The sequence below is a fragment of the Streptomyces eurocidicus genome (assembly GCF_002891295.1).
Taxonomy (GTDB): Bacteria; Actinomycetota; Actinomycetes; order Streptomycetales; family Streptomycetaceae; genus Streptomyces; species Streptomyces eurocidicus.
The window spans coordinates 1073229-1098042 of sequence record NZ_LGUI01000002.1; the positions used below are offsets into that span (position 1 = coordinate 1073229).

Consider the following 24814-nt stretch of genomic DNA (forward strand, 5'->3'; position numbering starts at 1 on the left):
TGTGTGCGGCTCGGTTCAGTTGCTGGAGCCGCCGTTCATCAGGATCTCCTCACCGGTGAGAAGAACGAGGCGTCACCTGCCAGGAACTCGCCGCCGTCCGCGACGTCTTCCGGGGTGGCGAGTCGGCCGACGGGGACGGTCTCCAGCAGTGCCTTCTTGTATGGGTCGTCGTCGCTGACGCCGGTGAAGATGCCCGCGCCGTCGATCGGGTCCGGTAGCAGCGAGTTCACCGTCACACCTCGGTGTCCGATCTCTCGTGTGAGTACTTTCACCAGGTATTTCGGTGCGCACTTGCTGGTGCCGTAGAGGCCGAGGCCGGGCTGGGGGCGGGAGGTGGGGTGATGATCCGTCCTCCGTCGGCGATGTGGTGCGCGGCGGCCCGCAGGACGAAGAACGGGCCTTTGGCGTTGACCCTGAACAGCAGGTCGTAGTCGTCCTCGGTGGTGTCGGTGACGGGGGTGTTGACCTTTTCGATGCCGGTGTTGGCGACTACGATGTCGGGTTTCCCGAAGGTGTCCAGGGTGGCCTGGAACAGTTTCTCGATCTGGGTGACGTCGGATACGTCGGCGTGAACGGTGATCACGTGGGTCCCGGTGGTGGTGGCCCGGGCGACTGTTTCGTTGGCCGGTGCCTTGTCCCGTGAGTAGTTGATCACGATGTCCGCCCCGCGTTTGGCGAAACGCAGGGCGACGGCCCTGCCCAGCCCTTTCGATGAGCCGGTCACCAGGGCGGTCTTGCCCTTCAGCGTCATGCTGGGCTCCTCATCCGGTCCGGCCCCGGGGCCGGACCCGTACGGTGAAACCCTCACCCCCATTCAACCCATGCCTCCTGCCGGGGCGCATCCGCAGCCCGGCCTGCCCGCCGGTTCGTCCGTCCGCCGGCCCCGGCCTGTTCGCCGGACCCTGCCCCGTCTGTGCGCGTTCGCACCCCGGACCCGGCCAGCGCCCGCCCGGCCGGGTCCGGGGTGTCGTGGTACTGCCGCGGCCGGTTCGTTCGTGTCCGGGCCGGGCGGTGCTCACACGTTGACGTCGAGGGTGTAGTTGTTGGTGATGAGGAACGTCACCAGGCCCGTCCCCGTACCGAAGGTGCCGCTGCCGGAGTCGCGTCCCTGGCTGCTGGAGCCACGTTCGGTGGCGTTGCCGGAGGCCGCGGTGGTGTCCCGCTCGAAGCGGCGGTCCATCGGGAAACGGAAGACCTGGCCTGTGTCGGTCAGTTTGAGGCTGTCATTGGTCCGTGTCGTGTAGAAGAGGTCGCCGCTGCCCGTCACCGTGCCGGAGAGCGTCAGCTCGGCCGCGAAGGACCGGTCCGGTGTCGCGCAGCGGAAGTTGGTGCCGCTTCTGCCGTCGACGGCGCCGTTGAGGGGGTGGACGTTCACGTTGATCGAGCCGGCGCAGTTCAGGGTCGCCAGCCGTACGCGTGCGGTGCCGGCGGCGGCGTGCGGTGCCGCGGCGGTCGCCGTGAGGAGCAGGGCCGCCGCCATCGCCGTGGCTCCGTTACGGGCGGACACGGGAAGCATCGTGGTCCTCCTTGGGCCTGCGGGACGGTGCGCCTCGTCCGCTCTTGAGTGTGCCGTCGCCGGTGGCGTGGTGAAAGCGCTCGTTGAGGTGACAGCCGGGGCTCCCGGGCGGCCCTTCGGGCGCTCGCCCGGCGCCTGGGGGCCCGGTCTGTCGTCAGTCCGCCTGGCGGATGGCGTAGACGGTGAGGTTGATGGTTTACGGGCCCGCGGCGACGGCGGTCCAGCCTCTGCCGTCGGGGGCGGGGTAGCTGTCCTTGCCGTCGCCGTTGCTCTGCCAGCCGCTGTCGGTGGTGTGCTTGCCGGGCGGGCAGACGGCTGTGGCCTGGGCGGTGTTGTGCTTGCTGGCGGTGACGGTGTCCGGCTTGAGCTCCGCCCGGGCGGAGGCGGACGTGGCGAGCCACACCCTGCCGGAGGCGGCTGGCGCGGCCGTGCCGGGGGTGAGTGCCGGATGTTGGTGGGTGAAGGTGAAGCGGGTGGCTGACGTCATGGCCGTGTTCCTCCGTGGTCGGGGGTGCGGCGCGGGGCGCATGCGTCTTCACGGGTCACTGTGCTCAAGGGGGCCCCGGGGTGAACGCGGAGAGGGACGACGGGACCGGTGCTTTGTCACCTCGGCTGTGGGGGCCGCCGGCGGCAAGGCCGCTCACAGCGCCACCGGCGGCCCCTGCCCCGCCCGTACCGGGGCGCCCGGCCCCGCGGCGCCTTCTGCCGCAGTGCCCGGCAACCGCGGATCGAAGGCCAGGAAGGCCCGGAAAGCCAGGAAGATGCGGAAGGCGGGGTGCCCGGGCCATGTCAGGAGGTGAAGGGCTCCGGGGTCAGGCCGTGAAGGCGTTCAGCTTCGCGCCCGTCACCGGGGCCTGCGGGGTGAAGGTGTAGTCGAACCTGTACGTCGTCTCGTGCGAGGCCGTGAAGTGCGGGCATACCAGCGGGCCGACCGTGCCGCCCTTCGCGCCCGTCTCGATCCACCAGCCCGCGCAGCGCCCGTCGGGTGTGCCCCAGCCCTTGCCGGGCAGCAAGTCCTCGACCCAGCCGGTGACTCGTGTGGTGCCGTCGTTCTGCGGGCACAGCGCTATCTCGCCGCGCCCGAAGGACTTCGTCGCGGCGGCGGTGACACACGCCGGTTTCCCGGGCGGCGTGGCCTGGGCCGCGGGGGTGGTCAGCAGTGTCAGGGTGCCGGCCGCGGCGGTCGCCGCGGTCAGGGCCAGGGCGCGGGCAAGGCGTCTCATGTGCGTTCCTTCTCTGCTCAGAGGTCCGGGGCCGAGACAATCACGAAGTTGATCAAGAACGCCAGGGGTGCCCGTCGGTCGGCCCCCGGCCACCGGCCTACCAGCCCCCGCTCACTGGTCCTCGCTCACCGCCCCCGCCCGCGGCCCCCGGCCTGCCGGCCCCCGCCCGCAGGCCGCCGGGCCCCCGTCCCGTCCTGTCCCGGTCGCCGCCGTCACCTGAGGTCGCGTCAGTTGCCCTGTGTCAGTTCCCGTGTGGCGGTTTCCCGGAAGCCGTGCGGTGGCCGGCCGGTGAGGCGCTGGACGGTGTCGGTGGTGCGGTCCTCGGCTCCTGCGGCGATGGCGCGGTCCATCCCGGCCAGCATGGCGGCGAACTCCGGTGGTATCCGGGTGGCCAGGTGGTCGCGCATCTGCTCGTACGTCAGGTGATGGTGGGTCACGAGGCGGCCGGTGATCTCGGTGAGGAGGGCGGCGATGTCGTCGTGGCTGAGTGCCTGCGGTCCGGTCAGGACCAGGTCGGTGTTGGGTGCGGGGTCGCTGGTCAGGGCGTGTACGGCGACGGCGGCGATGTCGTCGGCGTCGACGAAGGCGACCTTGCCGGTGCCGGCGGCGGTCAGGATGAGGCCGTCCTCACGGATGCCGCGGGCGTGGGCGTGCGTGCCGGTGAAGTTCTGCATGAACCAGGAGGGCCGCAGGACCGCCCACTGGTCGAACAGGCCGGGCAGGGCCTGGTGGACCTCTCCCGTGGCAGGGCCTCCCGCGGGGACGGCCGAGGAGCTCAGGAGCACGGCGCGGCGGATGCCGGCGGCGCGGGCCTGGCGGAGGAAGGGCAGCATGACCGCGGCCGGGTGCGGGTCCCCGACCGGTGGGACGAGGTAGAGGCGGTCGGTTCCGCGGAGGGCGTCGCCGTAGGTGTCGGGCCGGTACCAGTCGAAGCGGACCGGTTCCGCTCCCGGTATCCGGGCGGCTCCCCGGGAGGCGGCCCTGACGCGCCGGCCGGCGGCGATCAGCTGCCGGGCGGTCCGGCCGCCGGTGGTGCCGGTGGCCCCGGTGACCAGGGTGGTGCCGGTGGCAGTGGCCGGACGGCTTTCGGCGGTCACCGGACGGCGTTGTCCGGCGGTCACCGGACGGTTTCCGGTGGTCATCGGGCGGCGTTGTTCGGTGGTCATCGGGTGCTGCTCCCGGTGAGGTCGAGGCCGTGCTCGTGGACGGCGAGGGGGTTCCAGTAGTCCCGGTAGGAGGTGAAGCGCCCGTTGTGGGCGGTCACGACGGCGATGTAGGTCATCTCGAACGGGCGGCCCGTCGCGGTCACGCGGCCTGTGCCGCGCATCTCGGCCACGAGGGTCGCGGGGTCGGTGGTCTCGTGGATGCGCAGGTCGGGGAAGTCGTGCAGGTCGATGTGGTCGGGGTAGTCGCGCATGTAGGCGGCGACGGCTTCCCGTCCCTCCAGCCGCCGGGGCCATCCCGGGGGCGCGAAGGGGAACTCCATGACCGCGTCGTCGGCCCACAGGCCGGTCCAGGCGGGGATGTCCTTGTCCAGGAGCAGGCGGAGGCTGTGGCGGTAGAGGTCCGCGGGTGAGGTGTGTGAGGGCATGGGTCGCTCCTTCCCGTACGATACGGACCAGTGGTCCGCTTCGGTGAACGATACGGACCGCTGGTCCGGATCGCAATTGGAGGAACCGGTATGACTGAGCGTCAACCCCGTAAGGACGCGGCCCGGAACCGGGCGGCCGCCCTGGCCGCGGCCGACACGCTCTTCACCCGCTGCCGGAGCCCCGAAGAGATCACCATGGCCGACATCGCGGCAGCCGCCGGCGTCGGCAAAGGCACCCTCTTCCGTGCCTTCGGTGACCGCACCGGACTGATCCGCGCGCTCTACGCGACCCGGCTCGAACCTCTCAGGCAGGCCATCGAGCAGGGCCCGCCGCCGCTGGGCCCGCACACCCCGCCGCTCCAGCGCGTGCCCGCTCTGCTCGACGCCCTCCTGACCTTCAAGCTCGACAACCGCCACCTCGCCACGGCTCTGGAATCCGCCGGTGCCGACAGCCCCTACCGCACCGACCACTACGCGCACTGGCACGCCCTGCTCCGTGACCTCCTGGAGCAGATCCCGGGCCTGGCCGACGCCGGCTTCACCGCGCACGCCCTGCTCGCCGCCACCCGCGCCGACCTCGTCGGCCACCTCGCCGACGACGCCCGCACGCCCCGGGAGACGATGCGCCGCCAGCTGGCGGACCTCACCACGCGGCTCCTGGACGCCCCCGCTCCGCGGTCCCCGGCCGCCGGGGACTGACCACCGGCGGGCTGCCCTCGCCCCCACCGGACAGCAGCGCCCCCACAGGCCCCCGCCGACCAGGACCCGCGCCGGGGGGGAGGAGGAGGGGGCGGATGTTCCGCAGGCCGGCACGTCGGCACGTCGTCGCGCTCGCACGCTGCTACGTCGGCGTGTGGCGTTGGCTATCCCGTACCGCCGCACGTCGGCATCGCGTTCGCCTCTGCCTCTGCCTCTGCCTCTGCCTCTGCCTCTGCCTCCGCGTTCGCGTTCGTGTTCGTCGACGCCCGGCGGGCTTCCCGTCGCTGACGCTCCGTCACGGCGGAGTGCCCGCCGTCGTGGGGGCGGGAGTCCCTGTCGCTGTACGGGTGAAGATGGTGGCGCCGTAGTGGTGTAGGCGGTGGTGCCCTTCACTCTCCGGCCGACGCCGCTATCGACGCGGGTTGCGGGCGGCGTCTGCCGGCAGTGCCTGCTAGCCTGGCCGGGTGTGTTGATCGTGTAGCGAGGAGCAGCAGACGTGGTGGGTGACGACGACATCTCCGGGTGATCCCCGGATGTGACCGGCTACCGGCAGGCGCCCAGGAGCGCCGCTGCCGTGGTCCCTCAGTCGTCCCCTGTACCCCCATGTCTGCCCGGGCAGTGGTCCTTTCCTGCCCTCTTCCTCTACGAGGTTGTTCTCTCATGTCCAGTGCCGCCGTCATCTGCTCGAACCTCTCTTTTTCCTTCCCTGATGACACCCCTGTTTTCGAGGATCTCTCTTTCACTCTGGCCGCCGGGCGTACGGGGCTGGTGGCCCCTAACGGCTCTGGCAAGAGCACCTTGCTCAAGCTGATCGCCGGTGAACTGTGCCCCCGTTCCGGCTCGGTGAGCGTGGACGGTGCCCTCGGCTATCTGCCTCAGAGCCTGCCGCTGACCGGCGGTCTCACCGTCGCCGAGGTTCTGGGCGTCGCCGCTGTTATCCAGGCCATCGACGCCGTCGAGTCCGGCGATGTGGACGAGGCCCACTTCATCACCATCGGTGACGACTGGGACATCGAGGAACGCACCCGTGCCCAGCTCGACCGCCTCGGTCTCACCGATCTCACCCTGGACCGCACCCTGAGCACCCTCAGCGGCGGCCAGATCATCTCCCTCGGCCTCGCCGCCCAGCTGCTCAAGCGCCCCGCCGTACTGCTCCTGGATGAGCCCACCAACAATCTCGACACCCAAGCCCGTCACAAGCTCTACGGCGCACTCGAGGACTTCACCGGCTGTCTGGTCGTGGTCAGTCACGACCGCGCGCTCCTCGACCGCGTGGAACGCATCGCCGAACTCGAAGGCGGTCAACTGGGCCTTTACGGCGGCAACTTCTCCGCATACGAGGAAGCCGTACGTGCCGGGCAGGAGGTGGCGGAGAAGAATCTTCGTAACGCCGAGCAGGAACTCAAGCGCGAGAAGCGTGAGATGCAGCAGGCCCGCGAACGTGCCGAGCGCCGGCAGGGCAACGCCGCCCGCAATCTCAAGAGCGCCGGCCTCCCCAGGATCTTCGCCGGGAACATGAAGCGTGGAGCGCAGGAGTCAGCCGGCCGGGCGGGCCAGATGCACGCCACCCGTCTCAGTGAGGCCTTCTCCCGCCTCGATGAGGCCGGGCGCGCGCTGCGCGACGAGCAGCGCCTCATCCTCGACCTGCCCGACACCCATGTCCCCGCCGGCCGTAACCTCTTCCTCGGTGAACGTCTCCAGGCCCGCCTCGGTGACCGGACCGTCTTCGCGCCTCATGGCGTCGGCCTTACCATCCGCGGCCCCGAGCGGATTGCGCTGACCGGCCCTAATGGGGCGGGCAAGAGCACTCTGCTGCGCCTGGTCACCGGCGACCTCGCCCCGGACGGCGGGGAGATCAGGCGTGCCGGCGGGCGGATCGCTTATCTCTCCCAGCGGCTCGACCTGCTGGAGGGGGACCGCTCCGTCGCCGAGAACTTCGCCGCCTGCGCACCGCACCGTACGGAGGCCGAGCGGATGAACCTGCTGGCCCGTTTCCTTTTCCGCGGTGCCCGGGCGCACCTGCCGGTGGGTGTGCTCTCCGGTGGTGAGCGGCTTCGGGCCACCCTGGCCTGCGTCCTGTACGGGGACCCGGCCCCGCACCTGCTGCTCCTGGACGAGCCGACGAACAACCTCGATCTCCTGAGCACGGGCCAGCTGGAGAGCGCTCTGAACTCCTATCAGGGGGCTTTCGTCGTCGTCAGCCACGACGAGCGCTTCCTCGGGGAGATCGGTGTGAACCGCTGGCTGCGCCTGGCCGGTGGCGAGCTGACGGAGACCGGGTCACCGCAAGCCTGACCCGTGGCTAGGCCCGCGGGCCCGCGGTGCCGGTGCCGCCTGGCCTCCCGGGGCGACGCGGTGCCTGGTGCCTGGTGCCTGGTGGGCGGGGTGGTGGAGGGGGTGCGGGTGGCCGGGCCGCCCCGCCCCGCCGGTCATGCCCCGCCGGTCACGGGCAGCCGCCGGTCATGCTCCGCCGGGCCGGTCGCGGGTGGCCGGGCCGGCGGGGGGGGGCTGGTGGTACCGGTCCGTCCGTGTCTTCGTCTGGCGGCGCCGGTCTGTTCTTCGCGCAGTGCAGTGCAGTGCGGCCTGTGTCCGGGGTTACCGGCCGAGCGGGCCCCGGGGTCCGAACCCTGTGTCCGCGAAGCGTTCGCCGATCCGCCGGTAGCCGGCCGCGTCCGGGTGCAGGCCGTCGGGAAGGTCGCCGGCGTTGCCGGGGCCGAAGAGGGTGCGCCCGTCGAGGTAGTGCAGGTTCCGGTCGTGCTTGCCGCGTTCCTGGGCGATGCGGGCGAGGGTTTCGCGTACGGCGTTCAGTGTCAGGGCGCCCTGGGCCACGTCGGCGCGTTTCCCGGTGGCCTTGATTCCTTCCGGGGTGCTGAGGGTGGGGCCGGGGACGTCCTCGACCGCCGGGCAGGTGATCGGTGAGATCAGCAGCAGTGGGGTGGCGGGGTGGCCGTCGCGGACCGTGTCGAGGAAGCCGTGCACCGCCGGAGTGAAGGTCCGCCGCCGGAACGACGCGGCGTTGACGGTGTTGATGCCTACCTTGAGGCTGATCAGATCCGCGGGGGTGTCCCGGATGGTGCGTGCGACGTAGGGGTCGAGCATGGCGTTGCCGGCCTGGCTGAGGTTGACCAGGTCCGCCCCGGCGGCTGTGGCGGCTACGGCGGGCCAGGTGCCCGTGGGTGCGTCGGCCTCGATGCAGTGGCTGATGGAACTGCCGTGATGGACCCAGCGGCGGCGGCCGCTGGGTGCGGGCGGTACGACTTCGGCGTCGGCGCGCAATGCGAGCAGTTCGGTGCGGGTCTGCTGCGGCAGCCACAGCTCGACCTCCTTCACCCCGGCCCCGAGCCACGCCGAACCGCACTGTGCCCGGGGCGCCGGGCTCGAACCGCTGCTCACCCCGCGGATCGGACAGGCGTACGACGTTGCCGACCGGAACCCCGGCCCGCCGGCTTCCCGTCCACCACCAGGTCCACTGCTCCCGGCCCCAGCGGGCCCGCTTCGCCGTCGAAGTGCCACACGGTGGTCAGCACGTCGAGCTCCAGGGCACGCGCCCTGGTACGGAACACCAGGCGGACGCCGGTGGGCATGTCGGCCACACCCCGGGTGAACGCGTCCGGGTACTGCGTCCGGGTCCACGCGGGCAGCCGCAGCGGCAGCACCCCCGCCCCGGTGGTCTCCAGCTCCAGCGCGCCACGGAACTCCACCGGCCCGCCGGTCAGGGGGATCTCACGCATCGACGTGGTCATGGGGGGCCTTTCGCTTCCTGCCTCTTGCCGTCAGGTGAACACCAATGCGCGGGCCGCGGATTCTGTTCCCCCTCCACCTGCCGGCGCGGGGAGCCGGCTGTGTCCTGGATGCGGGGGCCGGGCCGCCGCGGGTTCGCCTCCCGGCGCGCCGCACCGGCGGCGTGCACGGACCTTTGCGTGCCGGTGCCCCGGGGGGGCTTTCCCTCCCGGGGGCACCGGCACACCGCGCTTCGCCGGCGGATGCTTCCTAGTGGACGGTCTTGTAGCTGAGGGCCGGGTAGGTGAAGTTGGCCCAGTGCAGGCTGCCGAGCCCGAAGTGCCAGTCGCCGGGCTTGCCGGGGAGGCCGGGGAAGCAGTCGTGGTGGTAGTAGACCTCGATGTCGGAGGTGGTGAAGTTGACCGCGGAGAGCGCGGGCTGGGGGAGGTTCTGGCAGCCGGTGTTGCCGGTGTCGGCCGGTGTCTGTCTGCCGGTCAGGTCGCTGCCCGCGGAGAAGTACGCCACGGGGGCGTGGGGCAGGTCGACCGCCGCGGCGGGCTGGGCGGCGGCGGTGCCCGCCAGCAGCACGGCACCGGCGACGGCGAGTGAGCCGCCTGCCAGGTGTTTCTTCCGGCGTATGGCCATGAGGGGTACTCCCTTGTCAGCGACGTCGTCGGAGCGGCCCGCGGCCCGGTGGAACAGTGCCCGGGCGGCAGGCCACCAAGCTTCTTGCATATTCAACCGCTCAACCGGACGGCGTCAATTCACTTGAGCGACAACCGAGTTCACCGACCGAATCCAGCCAGGAAAGACACTGGAATCCGCCGCCCCGTACGCCCATCCGCAGTGTTCATGCCGGGGCCTCGGCCTCGAGCCGACGCTGCCCGCGTGCGCCGCGGTACTCAAGGGTCTGCCGGTCGAGGTACGCCGTGCCCCGTCGGGTGTCCGCCGCCTCCGTCCGGTGCCCGTTCCTCTGCTCCGGCCGGAGCCGCCCGGCGGTGCGGGTAGGGGTGGATTGAGCCGCCTCTGGATGGGTCCGGGCTGGATCAGGGAGACCGCGACCGCCAGGTCGTTGAACGTCTTGGGCCGTAGCCGGGGCAGGGTGGACATCTGCGCTCTCGGCTCGGTCTGGAAGCTCGGGATGCCCGGATCACACTGCCTGGCGCTCGTTTCGGGGCGTATGGTCACTTCCGGTCGTCTCACCGCCTTCGGTTACTCCGAGGGGGTGAGCTGTTCGCGTACCCATGCGGGGTCGGGGTTGATGTGCGGCCGGCCTGCTACGACGATGGTCGGTACGGTTTCGTCCCCGCCGGTGGCCGCCCGTACCGCCGCGGCTCCGGCGGGGTCACGCCAGATGTTCACCCAGTGCAGCTGGCGGGCGCTGCGCCCCAGTTTGAGGCGCAGTCGCAGGCAGTACGTACAGCCTGGCCGCCAGAAGACGACCGGTCGGCTGTCGGCCGCGCTGCGGCGCTGTGCCTCCCGTGCGCTGACCGGCCGCGGGAAGACCAGGGGTGAGTGGATGCCTGCGAGCAGTACGAACATCGGCAGGAGCACTGCGGCCGTGCCGGGGCTTCCGCTGAGGGCCGGTACGGCCGCCACGGCTGAGCCGCAGAGCATGAACAGCGTCGGCAGGATCCAGGAGCGTGTCATGGGATCGCAGGCTACCGGTGGTCCGGAAAAGTTTCCGGACCGGACCGCTCGCCGGGGTTCCCGCGGGTGAACCGCGGGCCGTGCGGCCCGCGCGGAAAGCGTGCTGGGCACGGAGCGGGCCGCGCCGGCCGGACCGGGCCCGGATGCTGGGGGATTTCAGGGTGTCAGATCATCAGGAGCAGCCGTGTGTGGGGCACCAGTTTCCGGTTCACGCTGGTGCTCTGCACGAAGATGGTGAAGTCGTCGTTGTGGTCGGGCTTGACGCGGACCTCGGTGTCCGGCAGGCCGAGCAGGGAACGGGCCTGCGGTCCTGTGTAGACCCGGTCCGTCTTCTTCTCCAGCACCGCGATCTGCTTCTGCGCCTGGATCTTCTCCGACTTGCTCAGCTGGTAGAAAGCGCAGCCGGTGCGGTAGGTGTGCCCGCATTCGACGACCCATTCCCGGATGGCCGTTTCGCGGGCCACGGGGATCAGCTGGTATTCCGACGGCTTCACCGGGGTGAGCCCGGCTGCCTTGATGGTGTCCTTGTTGACTGCTTCGGTGGTCGTGGAGAACACTGCCCGCGATCCCCGGATGCCCTGGGCGCGGCCCATCATGAAGTTCTCGGTGGCCTGCTGGATGACCTGCCCGGCCTCTTCCAGGCCCTGTGTGCTCGTGGCGTCCCAGATGGCGACGTTGTCCTTGGGGAAACCGCACTGCATGGCCTCGCGCTTGCCCATCTGGTCCGGTACGAGCACGGCCAGCGTCCAGTTGTCCTCCTGTGTCGCGATCAGGCCGGCCACGGCCCGCACCAGTTCCCGCGGGTCTTGGGCGGGGGCGTCCGGGCAGCGGTGGCTGGCGTTCTCCTGCCCGTCGGTCAGCACGAACGTCAGGAAGCTGTGGTCGCCGTACAGCTGGGCGGTCTGCGCCAGTTCCCGCTGCGATTTCAGCGTGGCCGCCAGCAGCGCCGTCATGCCGCCGACCCGGTACAGCTGCTTCAGGGACGGCATGCGCAGCACGTCTTTGTCGTAGATGACGCATTCCACCTGGTCCGCGAAGACGTACACCGTGACCCGGGTCTCCTGGTCCAGTTCCTTCGACCGGCGGGCCAGGTAGGCGATCTGCTGATCGGCGACCTCGACGACTTTGCGGCTCAGGCGTGACATGGACGAACTGGCGTCCAACACGAGAGCGACGTGATTGATGTAGTTCTGGCTTGCGGACATGACTGCTCCCCCTCGTTCCGACTGGATGCTCGTACCTTCCCACCCACCACTGACAATCGGTCCCGGGCGCGGGGCGGGACGCGGACCAGGGGGGGAGGGCCGCCCCGGCGGCGGGCTGAGGCCACCGCGCCCGGTCGCCGGGCCCCGCCGCGCCCCGCCTCCGGGGGCTTCGCGGGGCGCCGCCGCCGAGGAGCCGCTCGCGTTCTGCCGCGGGCGCTGCCGGGCGTGCCGCGCCCGCGTGTCCTCGTCTTCGCCCGGCAGGCGGCCGTCCCGTGTCGCCCCTGGAGGCGGGGGGCCTGACGGTGCGCCAGGGAGGCCGGTCGCTGCCGGTGCGGCTTCGTGAGTACCAGGACTCATGACGCTCTTCGGGGTGCGCGAGAGGATCGGGGGATGACGATGATCAAGATGACGGGGGTCCGGCGCGCCATGCTGCCGCTGGTGGTGCCGGCTTTGCTGGCGGCGGGCTGCGGCACACAGGGGGCAGGCGGGGCCGCCGGCGCCGGCCGCCGTTCCCCTTCCGCGCCGGCCGGGATACCGGTGCCCAGCGCGCCGGTGGACTTCCCGTGCCCCGGCGAGAGCCCCGCCCTAACGCCTCCGCCGGCCGGCAGCACTCCGGCATCGGCTGCCCCCGGTGACCACTACGCCGAGAATCACGGCTTCCGGGAACCTCTTCCCCTGCACGGCGGGCGCCGCTGCGACGGACTCGCGGCCGCCGGGCGCATCGAGGCCGCGCTCGAACCACTGCGCGAGCGTGGCGACTTCACCCCGGAACACGTCCGTGACGCGCTTACCGGCCTCGGCTACCCGGCCGGGAAGGTGCGGGCCTACGGGAACGGCTCCGCCGGGGTCGGCTTCCTCGTCGAGGCCGACGCCTCGCCGTTGTGCGTGGAGGGTGCGATGAACCGTGACTCCATGCGGGCGGACTCCTTCGGCGGCTACCCCGACCACTTCGGCTGCGAGACCCCCAGCGGCGGCCACTGACCGGGTCCGCCCCGCCGGCCGGACTTCGCCGGTGACCGGGGCCGGCTTGCCGGCGTCCCGTCCCCTCCGGGAGGCCGGGCGGCTGCCGGCGACGGTGCCGGGGACACGTAGCGCTGCCCCTGCTCGCGGGAGCCCACCGGCGAGTGCGCCCGGGCGGGGGCCCAGGCACCTGATAGCACGTCAGCCCGGGTCGCCGGCCGGGACGATCCTGGTCGGCGCCCCGAGGAACCCCATGGAGGCGCATGGAGGCGCATGGGCCGTGTGACGGTACGGCCCCTATCCCGCCCCCGGGGTCTACTTGAACAGGCGGTCACCGCTGGTGGCCATGCAGTGGGTGGCGCTGTGGGGGTTCACCCAGTCACGGACGAGGCCGATGGTGTTGGCGCACTGCCGGCCGCTGTCGTACTCGTGCTCTCCGGTGAGGTTGCCGTAACCCGCGATGACGCCGTCCACGTGCGCGTCGCCCGGCAGTTTGTCGACGTACCACGGATCGTTGTACGTGGCGGTCCAGGACAGCGTGCCCGCGAGCTGCCCGGCGGCGCGGTCCTGTGCGCCTTTCTTCAGTTCCGCGCATGTGCTGCGGCCGGCTTCGGTGCGGTAGCCGAACCCGTTGGGGATGTTGCCGTCGCCGTAGTCCATCACCCGGCGGCCGGCCGGGAACCCGGACCGGTTGAAGGCGTCACGGACCTGGTCGCGGGTCCCGGTCGTCGTGATGCCCTCCAGCGGGCCGAGCCTGCCCTCCGGGCTTTCCAGCCCCTGCCGCCGACGTCCGGGGTACTGCCGCCGTGGTACTCGTAGAAACCGTAGAGCACCTGGATCCCGGCAGCCGTCAGCGGCTGCGCCTTGTCGCGTAGTCCGGCGACGCCGCACCCGCGGTTGGGTGCTTTTCCGCAGTAGTTGGGGTCTTTGATGTCCAGACAGAGCAGGCTCGGCCGCCGCCCTGCCCTGCCCCGGTGTGGGAGACGATGCGGTCGAGGCCGGGTCCCGCTGGTTGTTACTGGCCGGGGGAGCAGTCGTGGTAGGCGCGTCATTCGTTCGGGTTCCACCAGGCGCAGATGTTGATCTCGAGGGCGTTGGCGCTGTGGCCGAGTGCGGTGTCGGCGCCGTCCGGGGTGTCGACCCGGTGTGTGATGGCGTAGACCGCCTGGCGCTGGTCGGCGGCTGCCGCCGGGGTGGTGCCGGGCGCGGTGGCGCCGCTGATGTCGCACAGTGCCGCCAGCAGCGCCAGGGCCGTCCGCGGGCTGATGCCGCGTCGGTGGTGAGTGGTCAGGGAAGGGTGCTTCTTCGTGTCGGTGTCCTTCTCAAGGATGGCTGTCTCCCCGGGGGCGCCGCCCTTCGCTGCGGTGAAGCGTGGCCGGCTGCGGCGAGGGGCGGCTGAGGTGCCGCCGGTGCTGCCGCGGGACAGCGGGCCCGGGCGCCCCCTGCCGGATCCCGCTCCGGTCTGGTGGGTGCGGTGGCCGGGCGGCCTGATCCTGCCGGTCCGTCCGCCCCAACCGCCACAAAGAACCGGGCATTTCGGGATGCGGGAATGCGGAGGTGGCTCTGATCAGGACGGGCGTGCCCCGTCTGGAATGCCCAGGTGGAATGCCCGGGGCTGTGCCGAGGTGGGAGGCACCCTTTGCCGGGAGCCTCCCACCGCCCCCGGCTGCCGGGGAACTGCCCCGCCGGAGGCTGCCTGGTCCCCGCCGGGGCCGTGTTCCGCCGACGGCGCGCAGGGTGCCCTGCTGGGGCCGCCCGGTGAGGGGACCGGCCCTCAAACCGTGGCCGGGAAGGGGCTGGTCGGCGGTCCCCGTGCCGTGCCGGGGCCGGCCGGTGCTCAGGCAGGGGAACCCGTCTCCCCGTACCGGCACTCCTCGTCTCACCGGCCGTGACTTCCTGGCCGGGCACCCGGCCGGATGCGGGGCGTCTGGAATCCGGCGCCGGCCGGCTCGCCGTACCCGGCGCCACCCGGGGGCTCGGCGGGAGGGGACCGTGAAGGGATGGAAGCACCCGCAGCCGCCCCGGGCCGGATGGTGCGTGCCGGGCCGGATGGTGCGTGCCGTGTACGGCGGTGCGGCGCCGCCGTGCCGGCGTCGCGGCACTGTCACCGATCGGTCATGGACTTGTCTTGGAACCGCTTCAGGGCCCTTTTCAAGATCATCCGCTGGTAGGTTCCCGTCTCGTCGAGTCCAAGATCATTGGCGCTCGGCCGAACCATCACCGAGGAGCAACAAGTGAATTCCGTAATTCGGGGGAAGAGCGCGGGCAAGCGTGCCGCTGCCGTGGCGGGCCTGCTGGTCGCCGCGACGCTCGGCGGCGCGGCCCTGGCGGCGCCGGCCTACGCCGACGACGTCTACGGCCACTGCACGGGCGAGGGCGTGCGCATTCGCGCCGCCGCGAGCACCTCCAGCTCGGTCGTCGGCCTCTGCTACAGCAACCACCGCCTGGCGCACCGTGGCGTCTCGGGCGACGGCCAGTGGGACAAGGTCTACGACGTGAACAGCGGCGTGTCCGGCTGGATCTCGCACGGCTACTGGAGCTGGTAAACAGCAGCCGGGGCGGCGGGGTCCTGACCCCGCCGCCCCTGGGCTTCCGCCCCTGGGCTTCCGCCCCTGGGCTTCCGCCCCTGGGCTTCCGCCCCTGGGCTTCCGCCCCTGGGCTTCCGCCCCCGGGGTGAGGCGCAGGCCGCCGGCCGCCCCCCGCTGGAGACAGCCGCCCCACGCCTCTCGGCTCCCCTCCGGCGCACCCGAGTGCGATTAACCCATCCTGATGCGGATATTGCATCGCCCCGGGTAGGGTGCGGGGCATGGGTTTGGGTCTGGAGGAGTCGTTGCGGCTGACGGTGGCCGCGCTGATGCAGGCGACGGGGGAGTCGCAGCGGGCGATCGCCGCGGTGCTGGGTTTGACGCAGACGCAGGTCTCGCGCCGGCAGTCCGGGGCTACCGCGTGGAGTCTGCGTGACGCCGATGTCCTGGCCGTGCATTACGGTATCGGCGCGCTGGATCTGCTGGCGGGTCCGACGCGGGCGTGTGAGGCCCTGCCCGCCGCCCGCCGCCGCGGCAACAACGCCGAGAAGGGAGCGGTCCGGTGAGCGACTTCGACGCGATCGACTCGCTGCTCGCCTCCGTCGGCCCGCAGGCCCCGCTCCCCGCGCCCGGGGTGCGTCGTGACCTGCGGGAGCGGGCCCGCCTGTCCAAGGCGCAGCTGGCCCGCACGCTCGGCGTGAGCCCGTCGACGATCAGTGCCTGGGAGAGCGGCCGGGACCCGGTGGGGGAGACCCGCACCAAGTACGCGTATCTCCTGGACGGCCTGGCCGCCAAACTCACTGCCGGGACCGAACCGGACACCGCTCCCGTCCCCGAACCGGCGGCGGCTGCCAATCCGCCCGCCGGAGCCTCCGTCGCTGGCGTCCCCTCCCCGGAGCCCTCCGGGCCGGCCCTCACGGAACAGGCCGGGCCTGCGGAGGGCGGCGACGCTGACGAGGTGGAGACCCTCGCCGTGCCGGAGCTGTGTGTGCTGTGCGGCAGGCCGGCCGGGCATCGGGTGGAGGGTTTCGCCCAGCACCTGAACGCGGCCGGCTGCCAGGAACCTGCCCCCGCAGCTCCCGCCACGGTGCCGCTGGCGAAGCCTGCCACGACGCCGGTGCAGCCCCGGTCCGCCCAGTCCGCCGAGAAGACCGCCCAGTTCACCCAGCCCACCACTCCGGCCGCCCGGCCCGAGGCTGTTCCGGCTGCGCGGCCGTCGCTGCGCCCCTCGCGTACGCCGTCCCCCGCCGAGCGTTCCAAGAGCCCGGCCCGGCGCGCGTTCCAGGAGCCGCCGCCCGGCCCCGGGGACCTGATCGGCCAGGCGGTCCAGGGCGCGCTCGCGGACCACCAGGGCGACGTGGAGGCGGCGTCGGCGGCGTTGCTGAAGCGGGCGATCCCGGACGCGATGCACCTGCTGGACGAGACCCGCAAGGGCGCCCGCTACGACATCGTCGCCCACCCCTGGATCCCCGACATCCTCAGGAAGCAGAGCTCCCGCGGCCCGGACCAGGTCTGGGAAGCCCGCCCGAAGTGGACCCGCCACGACCTGCCTCCCGGCCGGTACGAGGTGACCGCGCTCGACATCAACGGCGCCTACCTCTCCGCCCTCAAGACCCACCTCCCCCTCGGCCGGCTGGAACACTCCGCCGGCCCCGCCCACGACCGCCGCCGCGCGGGCGTCCACCTCATCACCCCACCCGCATGGGAGCACGAAGCGGTCCTGCCCAACCCCCTGGGCAACCGCGACGAACCAGGACCCCTGTGGGTCACCGAGCCGACCCTGCGCCTCCTGCTGCGCCTGTCCGGCCCGAAGCACGGGCTGTGCGCCCCGCCGGAGATCCACGAGTCCTACACCTCCGGCGCCACGGAGAACCTGCTGGAGAAGTTCCGTATCGCGCTGAAGGACGCCCGGGACGCGGCGATCGAGCGGGGCGACGAGGTGACGCTCGAATACGTGAAGGCGATGTACTCCAAGTTCGTCTCGACGATGGGGGAGTCGAACTACAACCGGGAGCTGTACCGCCCGGACTGGATGCACATCATCCGCTCCCAGGCGTTCGCGAACCTGTGGCTCAAGGCGCTCAAGGCCCACGACGAGGGCCTCATGGTGATCCGGGCGATGGGCACCGACGAACTCCACGTGACCGGGGACTGGCGCCGTGTCTTCCCCGAAGGCCGCGGCGTTACCGAAGTCAAGGTCAAGGACACCTACACCGCCGGTACGGGCACCGATGCCATGGTGGGGGAGGAGCGCCCGTAATGCCGGAGAGGAACCTCGACTTCGGGAAGTTCGGTGCCCGCGGGATCAGGGGCAGCGACGCCGTCGCCCGCAAGCTCGACGAGCTCGCCGGCGGCATCGTCACCCCCGTCACCGCCGGACGCGGTCTGATGGCACGCCTGCACTACCTGACGAGGTCGGACAGGAGCCGCCAAGCCGCCCGCGACGCCGGCCTGACGGTCACCGACCGCACCCTGAAGGCATGGCTGGAGGGCAGGCGCCGCCCGTCGAAGGCCAGCCTGGAACGCGTCGACGCCGCCTACCGCACGGTGCGCCGCCGCAACGTCGCCCGCCACCTCCTGGCCCGCCTCAACCGCGACGGACGCGGCACCCGGGTGGAGATCCACCCCTTCAACCAGTCCGGCGTGCCGCGCCCGCTCCAGCGGGTGGTGGAGTACCGGACGATGAACGTGCGCCGCTGGGACCGCATCGTCACCTCCTGGGCGGCCGGCGACCACCAGGGCCTGGACGACACCTGGACCACCGATGTCCTGCCCGACCTCGGCAGCCAGTGGGGCCAGTACGAATACGTCACCAGCATCGGCTTCGCCGCGTAGCACCCCTCACCGGCCCCCGACTGCCGCGCGCCACGCCACGCCCTCCTTCGATTCGAAACAGCCGCCGCGCCCCTGCGTCTGCGAATCGAAGGAGATATAGCGGATCCACCTTGATCATCGATCATCTGCCCGCCGCGTGCCGCGCGCTTCGCCGAGCCTTCGGCACCCGTCCCGGGGCACGCCTCGCCGGGCACCGCCCGGCCCCGGGTGCCCTGGACGAGAACTGCGCCCACGAGCCCGACAGAACCGGTGACGGGCAGGCGCCCCCCGGGCCCGGATGCTTTCACCGCGGGCACCGCGCGGCCGGCCGCCGCCAGGGGTGTGGCCGACGGGACGTCAAGTCCGGTCCCTCGCCCCGCCCTCGCCTCGCCCTCGTGCCGCGCGGTTCGGGCGGCCCCGGGCGTCCGGAGTGAACTGCCTGATCAGCGAGGTGACGGTGTGTCTCCGAACACACCGTCACATTAAAAACTTAGCTTAGCCTTACCTTATTGAAGTTCCCGGTTGGGGCGCCTGCCGGTATGTCAGAGACGGATGAGACGGATGAGGAGAAGCGGGATGGCAACGAGAACGCTGCGGAAGGCGCTGGTCGCCGTGGCGGCAGCCACCGTGATGACCACGACAGTGCTGACGGCCACGGCCACGGCCTCCGCGGACACGGGCGCTCCCCGCCCCGGGCACCCCGCCGCTCAGAAGGCACTGGAGGCCCATGTCCGGACCGGTATCCCGGGCGTGCTCGGGCAGGTACGGGACGCCGGCGGGACGTGGAACGGCTCCGCGGGAGTCGCGGACCGTGACACCGGACGCGAGCGGCTGCCCGAGGACCGTTTCCGTATCGGCAGCATCACCAAGGCGTTCACTTCGGTGGTCCTTCTCCAGCTGGAGGCCGAGGGCAGGCTGAGCCTGGACGACAGCATCGAGCACCACCTGCCCGGCGTGGTCCACGGCAACGGCAACGACGGCCGCGGGATCACACTCCGTCAGATGCTCAACCACACCAGCGGCCTGCCCGACTACCTCGACGACGCGTTCTTCGAGCGGATAGGCACCACCGACTGGCCCGAGCACCGGTACGACACCTTCAAGCCCGCCGGCCTCGTTGCCACGGCCGTCGCCCACCCACCGGCCTTCGAGCCCGGCACGGACTGGAAATACTCCAACACTAACTACGTCCTCGCGGGCATGGTCATCGAGAAGGTGACCGGCGCCTCGTACGAGAGCGAGGTGGAACGGCGCATCGTGCGCCCGCTCGGCATGCGCGCCACCTCCCTGCCGGGCACCTCGCCGCGGATCCCCGGCCCGCACGGCCGCGCCTACAGCGACCTCCACGGCGGCCCGGGCGCCAGGATCTGGGACACCACCGAGCTCAACCCTTCCTGGATCTGGTCGGCAGGACAGGCCATCTCCACCGTGGGGGACCTCAACCGCTTCTACGGTGCGCTGCTGCGGGGCGAGCTGCTCCCCGGGAAGCAGCAGCAGGAGCTCCTGACCGCGGTGCCGGTGCCGGTGAAGGAGGCCGGGGAGGGCGTGGCCTACGGGCTGGGTCTCTACCGGACCACCCTGCCGTGCGGCGGGTACATCTGGGAGCACGGCGGCAGCATCAACGGTTCCCTCTCCGTGGCCGCTTCCTCGCCCGACGGCCGCCACACCGCGGTGTTCAACGCCAACGGCGACTGGGGGGACGCCGACCTGGAGGACGTGGTCAAGGCCGAGTTCTGCGACACGGCACAGCCGGCACGGCACTGACCCGAACCATTTCCGGGGAGCGGGCCCGGCTGCGGGCCTGCTCCCCGGAGCGTGCCACGCCCGCCCGGCCCGCGGAGCCGCGACGAGCCACTCCGCGGCCGGGATGACGAGCTCGGCCCGTGGGACGATCGGGGCGCCGGGGCGCCGGGGGGCGGGTGCGGCAGAAGGCCGGACTCAACTGCGCCCTCCTGGACGCCGCGCCGGGCGAGTTCCGGCGGCGAGCTCGCCTGCAAGATGTCCCGTCCGGGCGCGCGTGGAGTGACCGGTGGGTTGTCCGGTTCGGGGGTTTCACGGTCGGCCGGGTGGGCGGCGCCCTGATGGGTGTGGGCGGGCGTGAGCCGTGCTCGAGTGATGTGTCGGATGAAAGCGTGGGAGCTGGTCCGGCCGGTCATCGCCGCGTGGAAGGCGTAGCGTCCCTCGGTCAGGGGCACGCGGGCCGGTAGGTGATGCGGGAGATGATGAACGCGCCGCCGTTCACGTGGTTGCGGGGCGGGGGCCGACGGTGTTGGTGAGGGTGCCGATGTGTTCGATGGTGACGGCGACGGTCTGGCCGGGCTGGAGGTAGGTGCCGGTTTCGTGGCCGATGCCGGCGGGGTGCCGGTGTAGAAGATGTCGCCGCTGTGGAGACCGGTGCGGGCGTTGGCGTACGTGAGGAGTTCGCCGCGGTCGGCTCGTCCGGGACCTTCAGGCCGAGCCGTTCCAGATGGGCGGCGTAGGTGGCGCCGGCACAGACGATCTTCGCACCGGGCTCGATCGGGGCGAGGAGCCGCAGACGGTGCAGGGGGCGCTGGAGACCGTCCCAGGGCGGGGTGCCGGTGGGGTCGGCGGCCAGAGCGGGGGCACAGTCGGCGAACGTGCCCGCGAGGGGGCGGGAGGTGTCGTCCCCGGGGTGGACCATGGCCCAGAAGCTGGTGGTTCCGTCGGTGCAGCGTGCGATCTTCGTGGTGGTTCCTCCGTTCCACGCGGGGCGGGCCGGGGTTCAGTAGGCGTTCTGGGAGGCGAGGCGCTCGCACAGCGTGGTGAGGAGCGGGGGGGGGCTGGCGGTCGAGCACGGCCTCGACCAGCGAGAGGCGGCCCTCACGGTGCGCGGCGGTGGCGCGGGTGAGCGCCCCGTTCAGCTCCTCGGCCGTGGTGACGCGGGCGGTGACCGCGCGGTCCCCGGCACCGAAGGCGGCGGGCAGGGCGGTGTAGTTCCATGCGGCGACGTCGTTGTAGGCGGCCTCGGGGCCGTGGATGGCGCGTTCGACGGTGTAACCGTCGTTGTTCAGCACGATCACTATGGGTGCGGCGCCGTGACGTGCGGCGGTTCCGATGGCCTGGGCGGTGAGCTGGGCGCCCAGGGCGTAGCCGATCGAGTACCACAGGGACTGGCAGATGAACCGCGCACCGGCGGGCAGGCGCAGCTCCTGGGCGCCGAAGGAGGCGGTGCCGATGTCGGCGATCAGGATGTCGCCGGGCTCCAGCTCGGCGGACAGCCGCTCCCACAGGGCCGCCTGGGTGAGACCGGCGCCGGCCGCCGCGGTCGCCGACGGAGCGGGACCGGGGGCAGGGTGTTCGCGTAGCAGCTGTGTCAGGCCGTCGAGGGTCTGTTCCAGCGGGAGCCCGTCGTAGCGGGTATGGCCGGCCTGTGCGTGGCCGGGGTGCAGGGCGATGGTGCGGCCGGGGTCGAAGCGGTGGCTGAAGCCGCCGGTGTCGATGTCGGTGAGCTCGGCACCGGCCAGGATCAGGCAGTCGGCGTTCTCCACCGCCCGGCGGGTGCTCTCGCCGCTGAGGGCTGCGGTGTAGATGCTGGCGAAGGCCGGGGAAGTCTCGTCGACGGTGCCCTTGCCGAGGGAGAAGGCCGCCGTTTGCATCCCGCTGCCGCCCGCCACGACGAGGCCCGCGAGGGTGTCGCGCAGGTGGTGGCGGTCGATGTGGTGGCCGGCCAGCACCGTGGCCGTACGGGCGGGTGCGAGCAGGCGCGTGCAGTGCGCGAGAAAGCGTCCAGGCGCGCCGGGTCCGTACCGGGGTTCCCGGTGGCGGCCAGGGGTCCGGAGGGCTGCGGGCGGGGGGCCGTGACCACGTCGGTGGGGAGGTTGATGTGGACCGGCCGCTTGTGGCGCAGGAGCTCACCGGGGACACGGTCGATCTCGCTCGCGGCGTTGCCGGTGCCCAGCGTGGTGTGCGCGACGGTGACCTCGGCGTACATGCGGGAGAAGTGCCGGTAGTCGCCGTCGCCGAGGGTGTGGTGGAGCAGCTTGCCGGAGGCCGCCGCGCCGGTGGCGGGCATGCCGGTGATCGCGACCACCGGCACGGACCCGGCGTAACTGCCGGCAACGGCGCTGAGCGCCGACAGCTCCCCGACGCCGAACGTGGTGACGACGGCGGCCGCGCCGCGTACCCGGCGTTGAGCTCGTTGGAGTTCCCGATCCAGGTGATGCCCGGGGCTTCGGTGATCTGGTCGAGGAATCCCAGGTTGAAGTCGCCCGGGACCCCGAAGACGTGCTCGATCCCCAGCTCGGCCAGGCGGCCCAGGAGGTGGTCCGCGACAGTGAATGTCTTCCTGGGAAGCGCCTTTCCTTGCGATCACGTAAAGGTCAATGCCCTTGACCTACTTTTCTCACGGTACGCCCGCGGCAGAACGGGTCAACATGGTCGACCTGATCAGGCCGGATGGCTACGACCACGACTTCGCGCTCTTCTGCGCCGCCCACCGCCGCCACAACCGTGACGCGGACCGCATCCTCGCCGAGTACGGCCTCGGCCGCGCCCACCACCGCATCCTGTTCTTCCTCGCCGTCTCACCCGGCATGAGCGTCGGCGACCTCTGCCGGACCCTCGACCTCACCAAACAGGCCTTCAACCCACCCCTGCGCACCCTCCTCACCGACGGCTGGGCCGAAGCCGCCCCCGCCCCCGAGGACCGCCGCCGCAAACAGCTCCGGCCCACCCCCAAAGGCCGGGAACTGGAAGAACGCCTGCGCAACGCCAAGCTGGCCCCCTTCGCCGCCGCACTGGATGCGGCCGGCCCCGAAGCCGCCGCAGGCTGGCGCGCGATCATGACCAGCATCGCCGGCACCAACCTCGCGACCCTCCCCCCCACGCCTCCATGACACCCTCGACAGCCAAGGCACCACCGGCGAAAGCGGTGGGATTCAAGGTGGCGGGCCAGGCCGGGGGCGGAACAGACCACTGCGCAGCACACAGTGTTAGTCGTTCCCGACCGACCGGGTGGGCGGGGCGGCTGCGGAGGAGTCGGCGGTGAGCATCATCGGCTCGTGTCGGCCGCGAGCAGGTGCTCCATGGGCTCCATGGCCCGACTGTAGATCACGTCGTGGCTGTGTGTGGGGGGGTGCCCCTATCTCTTTGGTCAAGGGAAACGGGGCTGCGTTGGGTCGGGGAGCCGGGCAGCATGGCGGTGTGGCTGATCTTCTGTGGGATGACGTGAGCTGTTTCTTCGACCCGGACCTGATGGGGTCGTTGCCGGATCTGCGGGTCCCTGATGCCTCGGTGGAGGACTGGCAGGCGGTCCTCGATCTCGTCGTGGCGAGGGGTTGGAGGTGCCAGTACTCGGAAGGCGAGACGGTGCTGCCGGTGCCTCGGGCGGCGAGCGTGCTGTCCCGTCCGGCGGACGCTGAGTGCCCGTATCTGCGGGTCTGGCTGGCTCTAGATGCGCTGGCGATCTTCCGTTTCCTTGACGACGAGGTCATCGACTTCGATGTTGACCTGCGGGAGTTGCAGGGTCAGGAGCGACTGGATGTGTTCTGCGGCTTCCTTCGGGAGATCGGGCGGCACTTGGGCAAGCCGGTGCTGATGGATCCGCAGGGCGGCCATGAGCGCCCGGTGCTCGGCTTCGACGTCGAGACCGATCGGGTCGTCCTCCTGGCTGACCCGGTGGTCATGTGACCGCGGTGGTTGGCCTGGATTCGTAGAAGGTTCCGTCGCGGAGCATCGCGAAGAGGACGTCGGCTCGTCGTCTGGCGAGGCAGAGCAGGGCCTGGGTGTGGTGCTTGCCCTGAGCGATCTTCTTGTCGTAGTAGGCCCTCGATGCCGGGTCACCCAGGGCCGCGAACGCGGAGAGGAAGAAGGCCCGTTTGAGCTGCTTGTTTCCCCTTCGGGAGGGCTGTTCGCCGCGGATCGAGGACCCTGAACTGCGGGTCGCGGGTGCGAGTCCTGCGTAGGCGGCGAGGTGGCCGGCGGTCGGGAAGGTGCTGCCGTCGCCGACCTCGATCAGGATCCTGGCTCCGGTCCTGACGCCGATGCCCGGCATGGACGTCAGGGCCTTCGAAAGAGGGTGAGTCTCCAGCAGTTCCTCGATCCGCCCGGCCAGCAACTTGCGCTGATCAAGGACGGCGGCCAGCGATCCGGCCAGGCTCGGGACGATCAACGCGGCTGCCTCAGTCCCTGGAACGGAGACGGTCTGCTCGTCCAAAGCGGTGAAGATCTTCTCGGCCAGCCGCTCGGCCATCCGTGGCGCCTTCGGCCGTAACAGCGTGACCAGCCGCCGCCGTCCGGCCTTGCGGATCTGGGCCGGAGACCCGAACCGCTCCAGCAAGGCCAGGACAGCCGGGTGCTGCAACCGCGGCCCCAGCACCCGCTCCAGCGACGGGTGGATCTGGGTCAGCAGGCCGTGCAGCCGGTTCGCGACCCGCGTCGCCTCTCCGGCGAGGTCGTCGTCGAACCCGACGATCATCTCCAGTTCGGCGATCGTCTCGTCCTCGCCGTCGATCGCCCGCAGCGTGTGAGGCATCGCGCGGGCCGCGTCCGCGATGATGAATGCGTCCTTCGCGTCGGTCTTCGCCTCGCCCGGGTAGAGGTCGGCGATCCGCCGCATCGTCAGCCCCGGAAGGTAGGCGACGGGGCAGCCCATGTCCCGGGCCACCGCCAGCGGCAGGGCTCCGATCGAGGCCGGCTGGTCCACCACGACCAGCACGGTTCCGTGCTTGGCCTGCAGCTTGGCGAACAGCTCGCGGAGCTTGGGTTCGGTGTTGGGCAGGCGCTTGTCGAAGGCCTTCTTGCCGGTCGGGGTGACGGCGGTGGCGTGGTGTTCGCCCTTGCCGACGTCCAGGCCGAGGAAGACGTCGATGTCGCCGGTGTCGATCACGTGCAGGCCCCTCCATCACGCTTTCGTCCGGCCTTGCCTCGGCACCGAGCTGCCACATCCACGT

The 24814-nt window shown here is 71.5% G+C and carries 23 protein-coding genes and 3 pseudogenes; 10 read left to right on the forward strand and 16 right to left on the reverse strand.

What is annotated here, in order from left to right:
• Positions 1–38: 38 nt before the first annotated feature.
• The 7 genes from AF335_RS36165 to AF335_RS09485 all read right to left on the reverse strand — a co-directional run bounded on the left by AF335_RS36165 (position 39) and on the right by AF335_RS09485 (position 4330).
• Complete coding sequence (locus AF335_RS36165; protein ID WP_280524622.1) at positions 39–272, reverse strand: SDR family oxidoreductase; 234 nt, start codon at positions 270–272, stop codon at positions 39–41.
• Complete coding sequence (locus AF335_RS09460) at positions 269–751, reverse strand: SDR family NAD(P)-dependent oxidoreductase (RefSeq protein WP_211304081.1); 483 nt, start codon at positions 749–751, stop codon at positions 269–271. Before AF335_RS09460 ends, AF335_RS36165 begins: the two co-directional genes overlap by 4 nt.
• A 264-nt stretch (positions 752–1015) precedes the next feature.
• A complete protein-coding gene (locus AF335_RS09465; protein ID WP_102917813.1) occupies positions 1016–1516 on the reverse strand; it encodes a hypothetical protein in 501 nt (166 codons plus the stop codon).
• 196 nt (positions 1517–1712) lie between these two features.
• Positions 1713–2003, reverse strand: a complete 291-nt coding sequence (locus AF335_RS09470; RefSeq protein ID WP_102917814.1) for a hypothetical protein — start codon at positions 2001–2003, stop codon at positions 1713–1715.
• A gap of 325 nt (positions 2004–2328) precedes the next feature.
• Entirely contained in the window at positions 2329–2739 is a 411-nt protein-coding gene (locus AF335_RS09475; protein WP_102917815.1) for a hypothetical protein, read from the reverse strand.
• Between the two features lie 227 nt (positions 2740–2966).
• The gene (locus tag AF335_RS09480) at positions 2967–3905 is read right to left on the reverse strand and encodes an NAD(P)H-binding protein (RefSeq protein ID WP_228773438.1); all 939 of its coding nucleotides are present in this window, start codon (positions 3903–3905) and stop codon (positions 2967–2969) included.
• On the reverse strand, positions 3902–4330 hold the full coding sequence (locus tag AF335_RS09485) for a nuclear transport factor 2 family protein (RefSeq protein WP_102917816.1): 429 nt from the start codon (positions 4328–4330) through the stop codon (positions 3902–3904). The genes AF335_RS09480 and AF335_RS09485 overlap by 4 nt, the downstream gene beginning before the upstream one ends.
• Before the next feature lie 90 nt (positions 4331–4420).
• Here AF335_RS09485 and AF335_RS09490 point away from each other — a divergent pair, with 90 nt between their 5' ends.
• Together AF335_RS09490 and AF335_RS09500 are read left to right on the forward strand one after the other, a co-directional pair.
• Positions 4421–5029, forward strand: a complete 609-nt coding sequence (locus tag AF335_RS09490) for a TetR/AcrR family transcriptional regulator (protein ID WP_102917817.1) — start codon at positions 4421–4423, stop codon at positions 5027–5029.
• Positions 5030–5689: 660 nt separating this feature from the next.
• Positions 5690–7324 (forward strand): ABC-F family ATP-binding cassette domain-containing protein, encoded by a 1635-nt coding sequence (locus tag AF335_RS09500; protein WP_102917819.1) that lies wholly within the window; start codon positions 5690–5692, stop codon positions 7322–7324.
• A gap of 300 nt (positions 7325–7624) precedes the next feature.
• On the opposite strand, the pseudogene AF335_RS09505 reads toward AF335_RS09500, so the two are convergent.
• The 5 genes and pseudogenes from AF335_RS09505 to AF335_RS09520 form a co-directional block, all read right to left on the reverse strand.
• A pseudogene (locus AF335_RS09505) lies at positions 7625–8772 on the reverse strand (GDSL-type esterase/lipase family protein).
• A gap of 247 nt (positions 8773–9019) precedes the next feature.
• Positions 9020–9394, reverse strand: a complete 375-nt coding sequence (locus AF335_RS09510; RefSeq protein ID WP_102917820.1) for a hypothetical protein — start codon at positions 9392–9394, stop codon at positions 9020–9022.
• A gap of 114 nt (positions 9395–9508) precedes the next feature.
• Positions 9509–9859 carry a hypothetical protein gene (locus tag AF335_RS36590; RefSeq protein ID WP_376697863.1) on the reverse strand — a complete coding sequence of 117 codons (351 nt, stop codon included), beginning with the start codon at positions 9857–9859 and terminating at the stop codon, positions 9509–9511.
• Positions 9860–9961: 102 nt separating this feature from the next.
• Positions 9962–10399, reverse strand: coding sequence for a glutaredoxin domain-containing protein (locus tag AF335_RS09515; RefSeq protein ID WP_102917821.1), 438 nt, complete (start codon positions 10397–10399; stop codon positions 9962–9964).
• 164 nt (positions 10400–10563) lie between these two features.
• Positions 10564–11604 (reverse strand): vWA domain-containing protein, encoded by a 1041-nt coding sequence (locus tag AF335_RS09520; protein ID WP_102917822.1) that lies wholly within the window; start codon positions 11602–11604, stop codon positions 10564–10566.
• Between the two features lie 390 nt (positions 11605–11994).
• On the opposite strand from AF335_RS09520, the gene AF335_RS34530 reads away from it, so the two are divergent.
• Positions 11995–12585: a hypothetical protein gene (locus tag AF335_RS34530; protein WP_170127645.1), complete on the forward strand. Its 591-nt coding sequence runs from the start codon at positions 11995–11997 to the stop codon at positions 12583–12585.
• Positions 12586–12879: 294 nt separating this feature from the next.
• Here AF335_RS34530 and AF335_RS35495 read toward each other — a convergent pair whose 3' ends face one another.
• Positions 12880–13224: a PI-PLC domain-containing protein gene (locus AF335_RS35495; RefSeq protein WP_228773611.1), complete on the reverse strand. Its 345-nt coding sequence runs from the start codon at positions 13222–13224 to the stop codon at positions 12880–12882.
• A 1574-nt stretch (positions 13225–14798) separates the two neighbouring features.
• Here AF335_RS35495 and AF335_RS09535 point away from each other — a divergent pair.
• The 5 genes from AF335_RS09535 to AF335_RS09555 all read left to right on the forward strand — a co-directional run bounded on the left by AF335_RS09535 (position 14799) and on the right by AF335_RS09555 (position 19667).
• Positions 14799–15110 carry an SH3 domain-containing protein gene (locus AF335_RS09535; protein ID WP_146045484.1) on the forward strand — a complete coding sequence of 104 codons (312 nt, stop codon included), beginning with the start codon at positions 14799–14801 and terminating at the stop codon, positions 15108–15110.
• A 260-nt stretch (positions 15111–15370) separates the two neighbouring features.
• Complete coding sequence (locus tag AF335_RS09540; protein ID WP_102917824.1) at positions 15371–15655, forward strand: helix-turn-helix domain-containing protein; 285 nt, start codon at positions 15371–15373, stop codon at positions 15653–15655.
• Positions 15652–17349: a helix-turn-helix domain-containing protein gene (locus tag AF335_RS09545; RefSeq protein ID WP_102917825.1), complete on the forward strand. Its 1698-nt coding sequence runs from the start codon at positions 15652–15654 to the stop codon at positions 17347–17349. The genes AF335_RS09540 and AF335_RS09545 overlap by 4 nt, the downstream gene beginning before the upstream one ends.
• Positions 17349–17924, forward strand: a complete 576-nt coding sequence (locus tag AF335_RS09550; protein ID WP_102917826.1) for a transcriptional regulator — start codon at positions 17349–17351, stop codon at positions 17922–17924. The genes AF335_RS09545 and AF335_RS09550 overlap by 1 nt, the downstream gene beginning before the upstream one ends.
• Positions 17925–18479: 555 nt before the next feature.
• Positions 18480–19667, forward strand: a complete 1188-nt coding sequence (locus AF335_RS09555) for a serine hydrolase domain-containing protein (protein WP_228773609.1) — start codon at positions 18480–18482, stop codon at positions 19665–19667.
• A 1070-nt stretch (positions 19668–20737) separates the two neighbouring features.
• Here AF335_RS09555 and AF335_RS36595 read toward each other — a convergent pair.
• Together AF335_RS36595 and AF335_RS36600 are read right to left on the reverse strand one after the other, a co-directional pair.
• A pseudogene (locus tag AF335_RS36595) lies at positions 20738–21598 on the reverse strand (thiamine pyrophosphate-dependent enzyme); the annotation flags it as partial.
• A gap of 451 nt (positions 21599–22049) precedes the next feature.
• A pseudogene (locus AF335_RS36600) lies at positions 22050–22187 on the reverse strand (thiamine pyrophosphate-binding protein); the annotation flags it as partial.
• Between the two features lie 65 nt (positions 22188–22252).
• Between AF335_RS36600 and AF335_RS09570 the strand changes: the two are divergent.
• A complete protein-coding gene (locus AF335_RS09570; protein ID WP_170127646.1) occupies positions 22253–22759 on the forward strand; it encodes a MarR family winged helix-turn-helix transcriptional regulator in 507 nt (168 codons plus the stop codon).
• A 307-nt stretch (positions 22760–23066) separates the two neighbouring features.
• Positions 23067–23552: a hypothetical protein gene (locus AF335_RS09575; protein ID WP_184743845.1), complete on the forward strand. Its 486-nt coding sequence runs from the start codon at positions 23067–23069 to the stop codon at positions 23550–23552.
• Here the strand turns inward: AF335_RS09575 and AF335_RS09580 are convergent.
• Positions 23545–24750 carry an IS110 family RNA-guided transposase gene (locus AF335_RS09580; protein WP_376697862.1) on the reverse strand — a complete coding sequence of 402 codons (1206 nt, stop codon included), beginning with the start codon at positions 24748–24750 and terminating at the stop codon, positions 23545–23547. The two genes, AF335_RS09575 and AF335_RS09580, sit on opposite strands and share 8 nt — an antisense overlap.
• Positions 24751–24814: the final 64 nt, after the last annotated feature.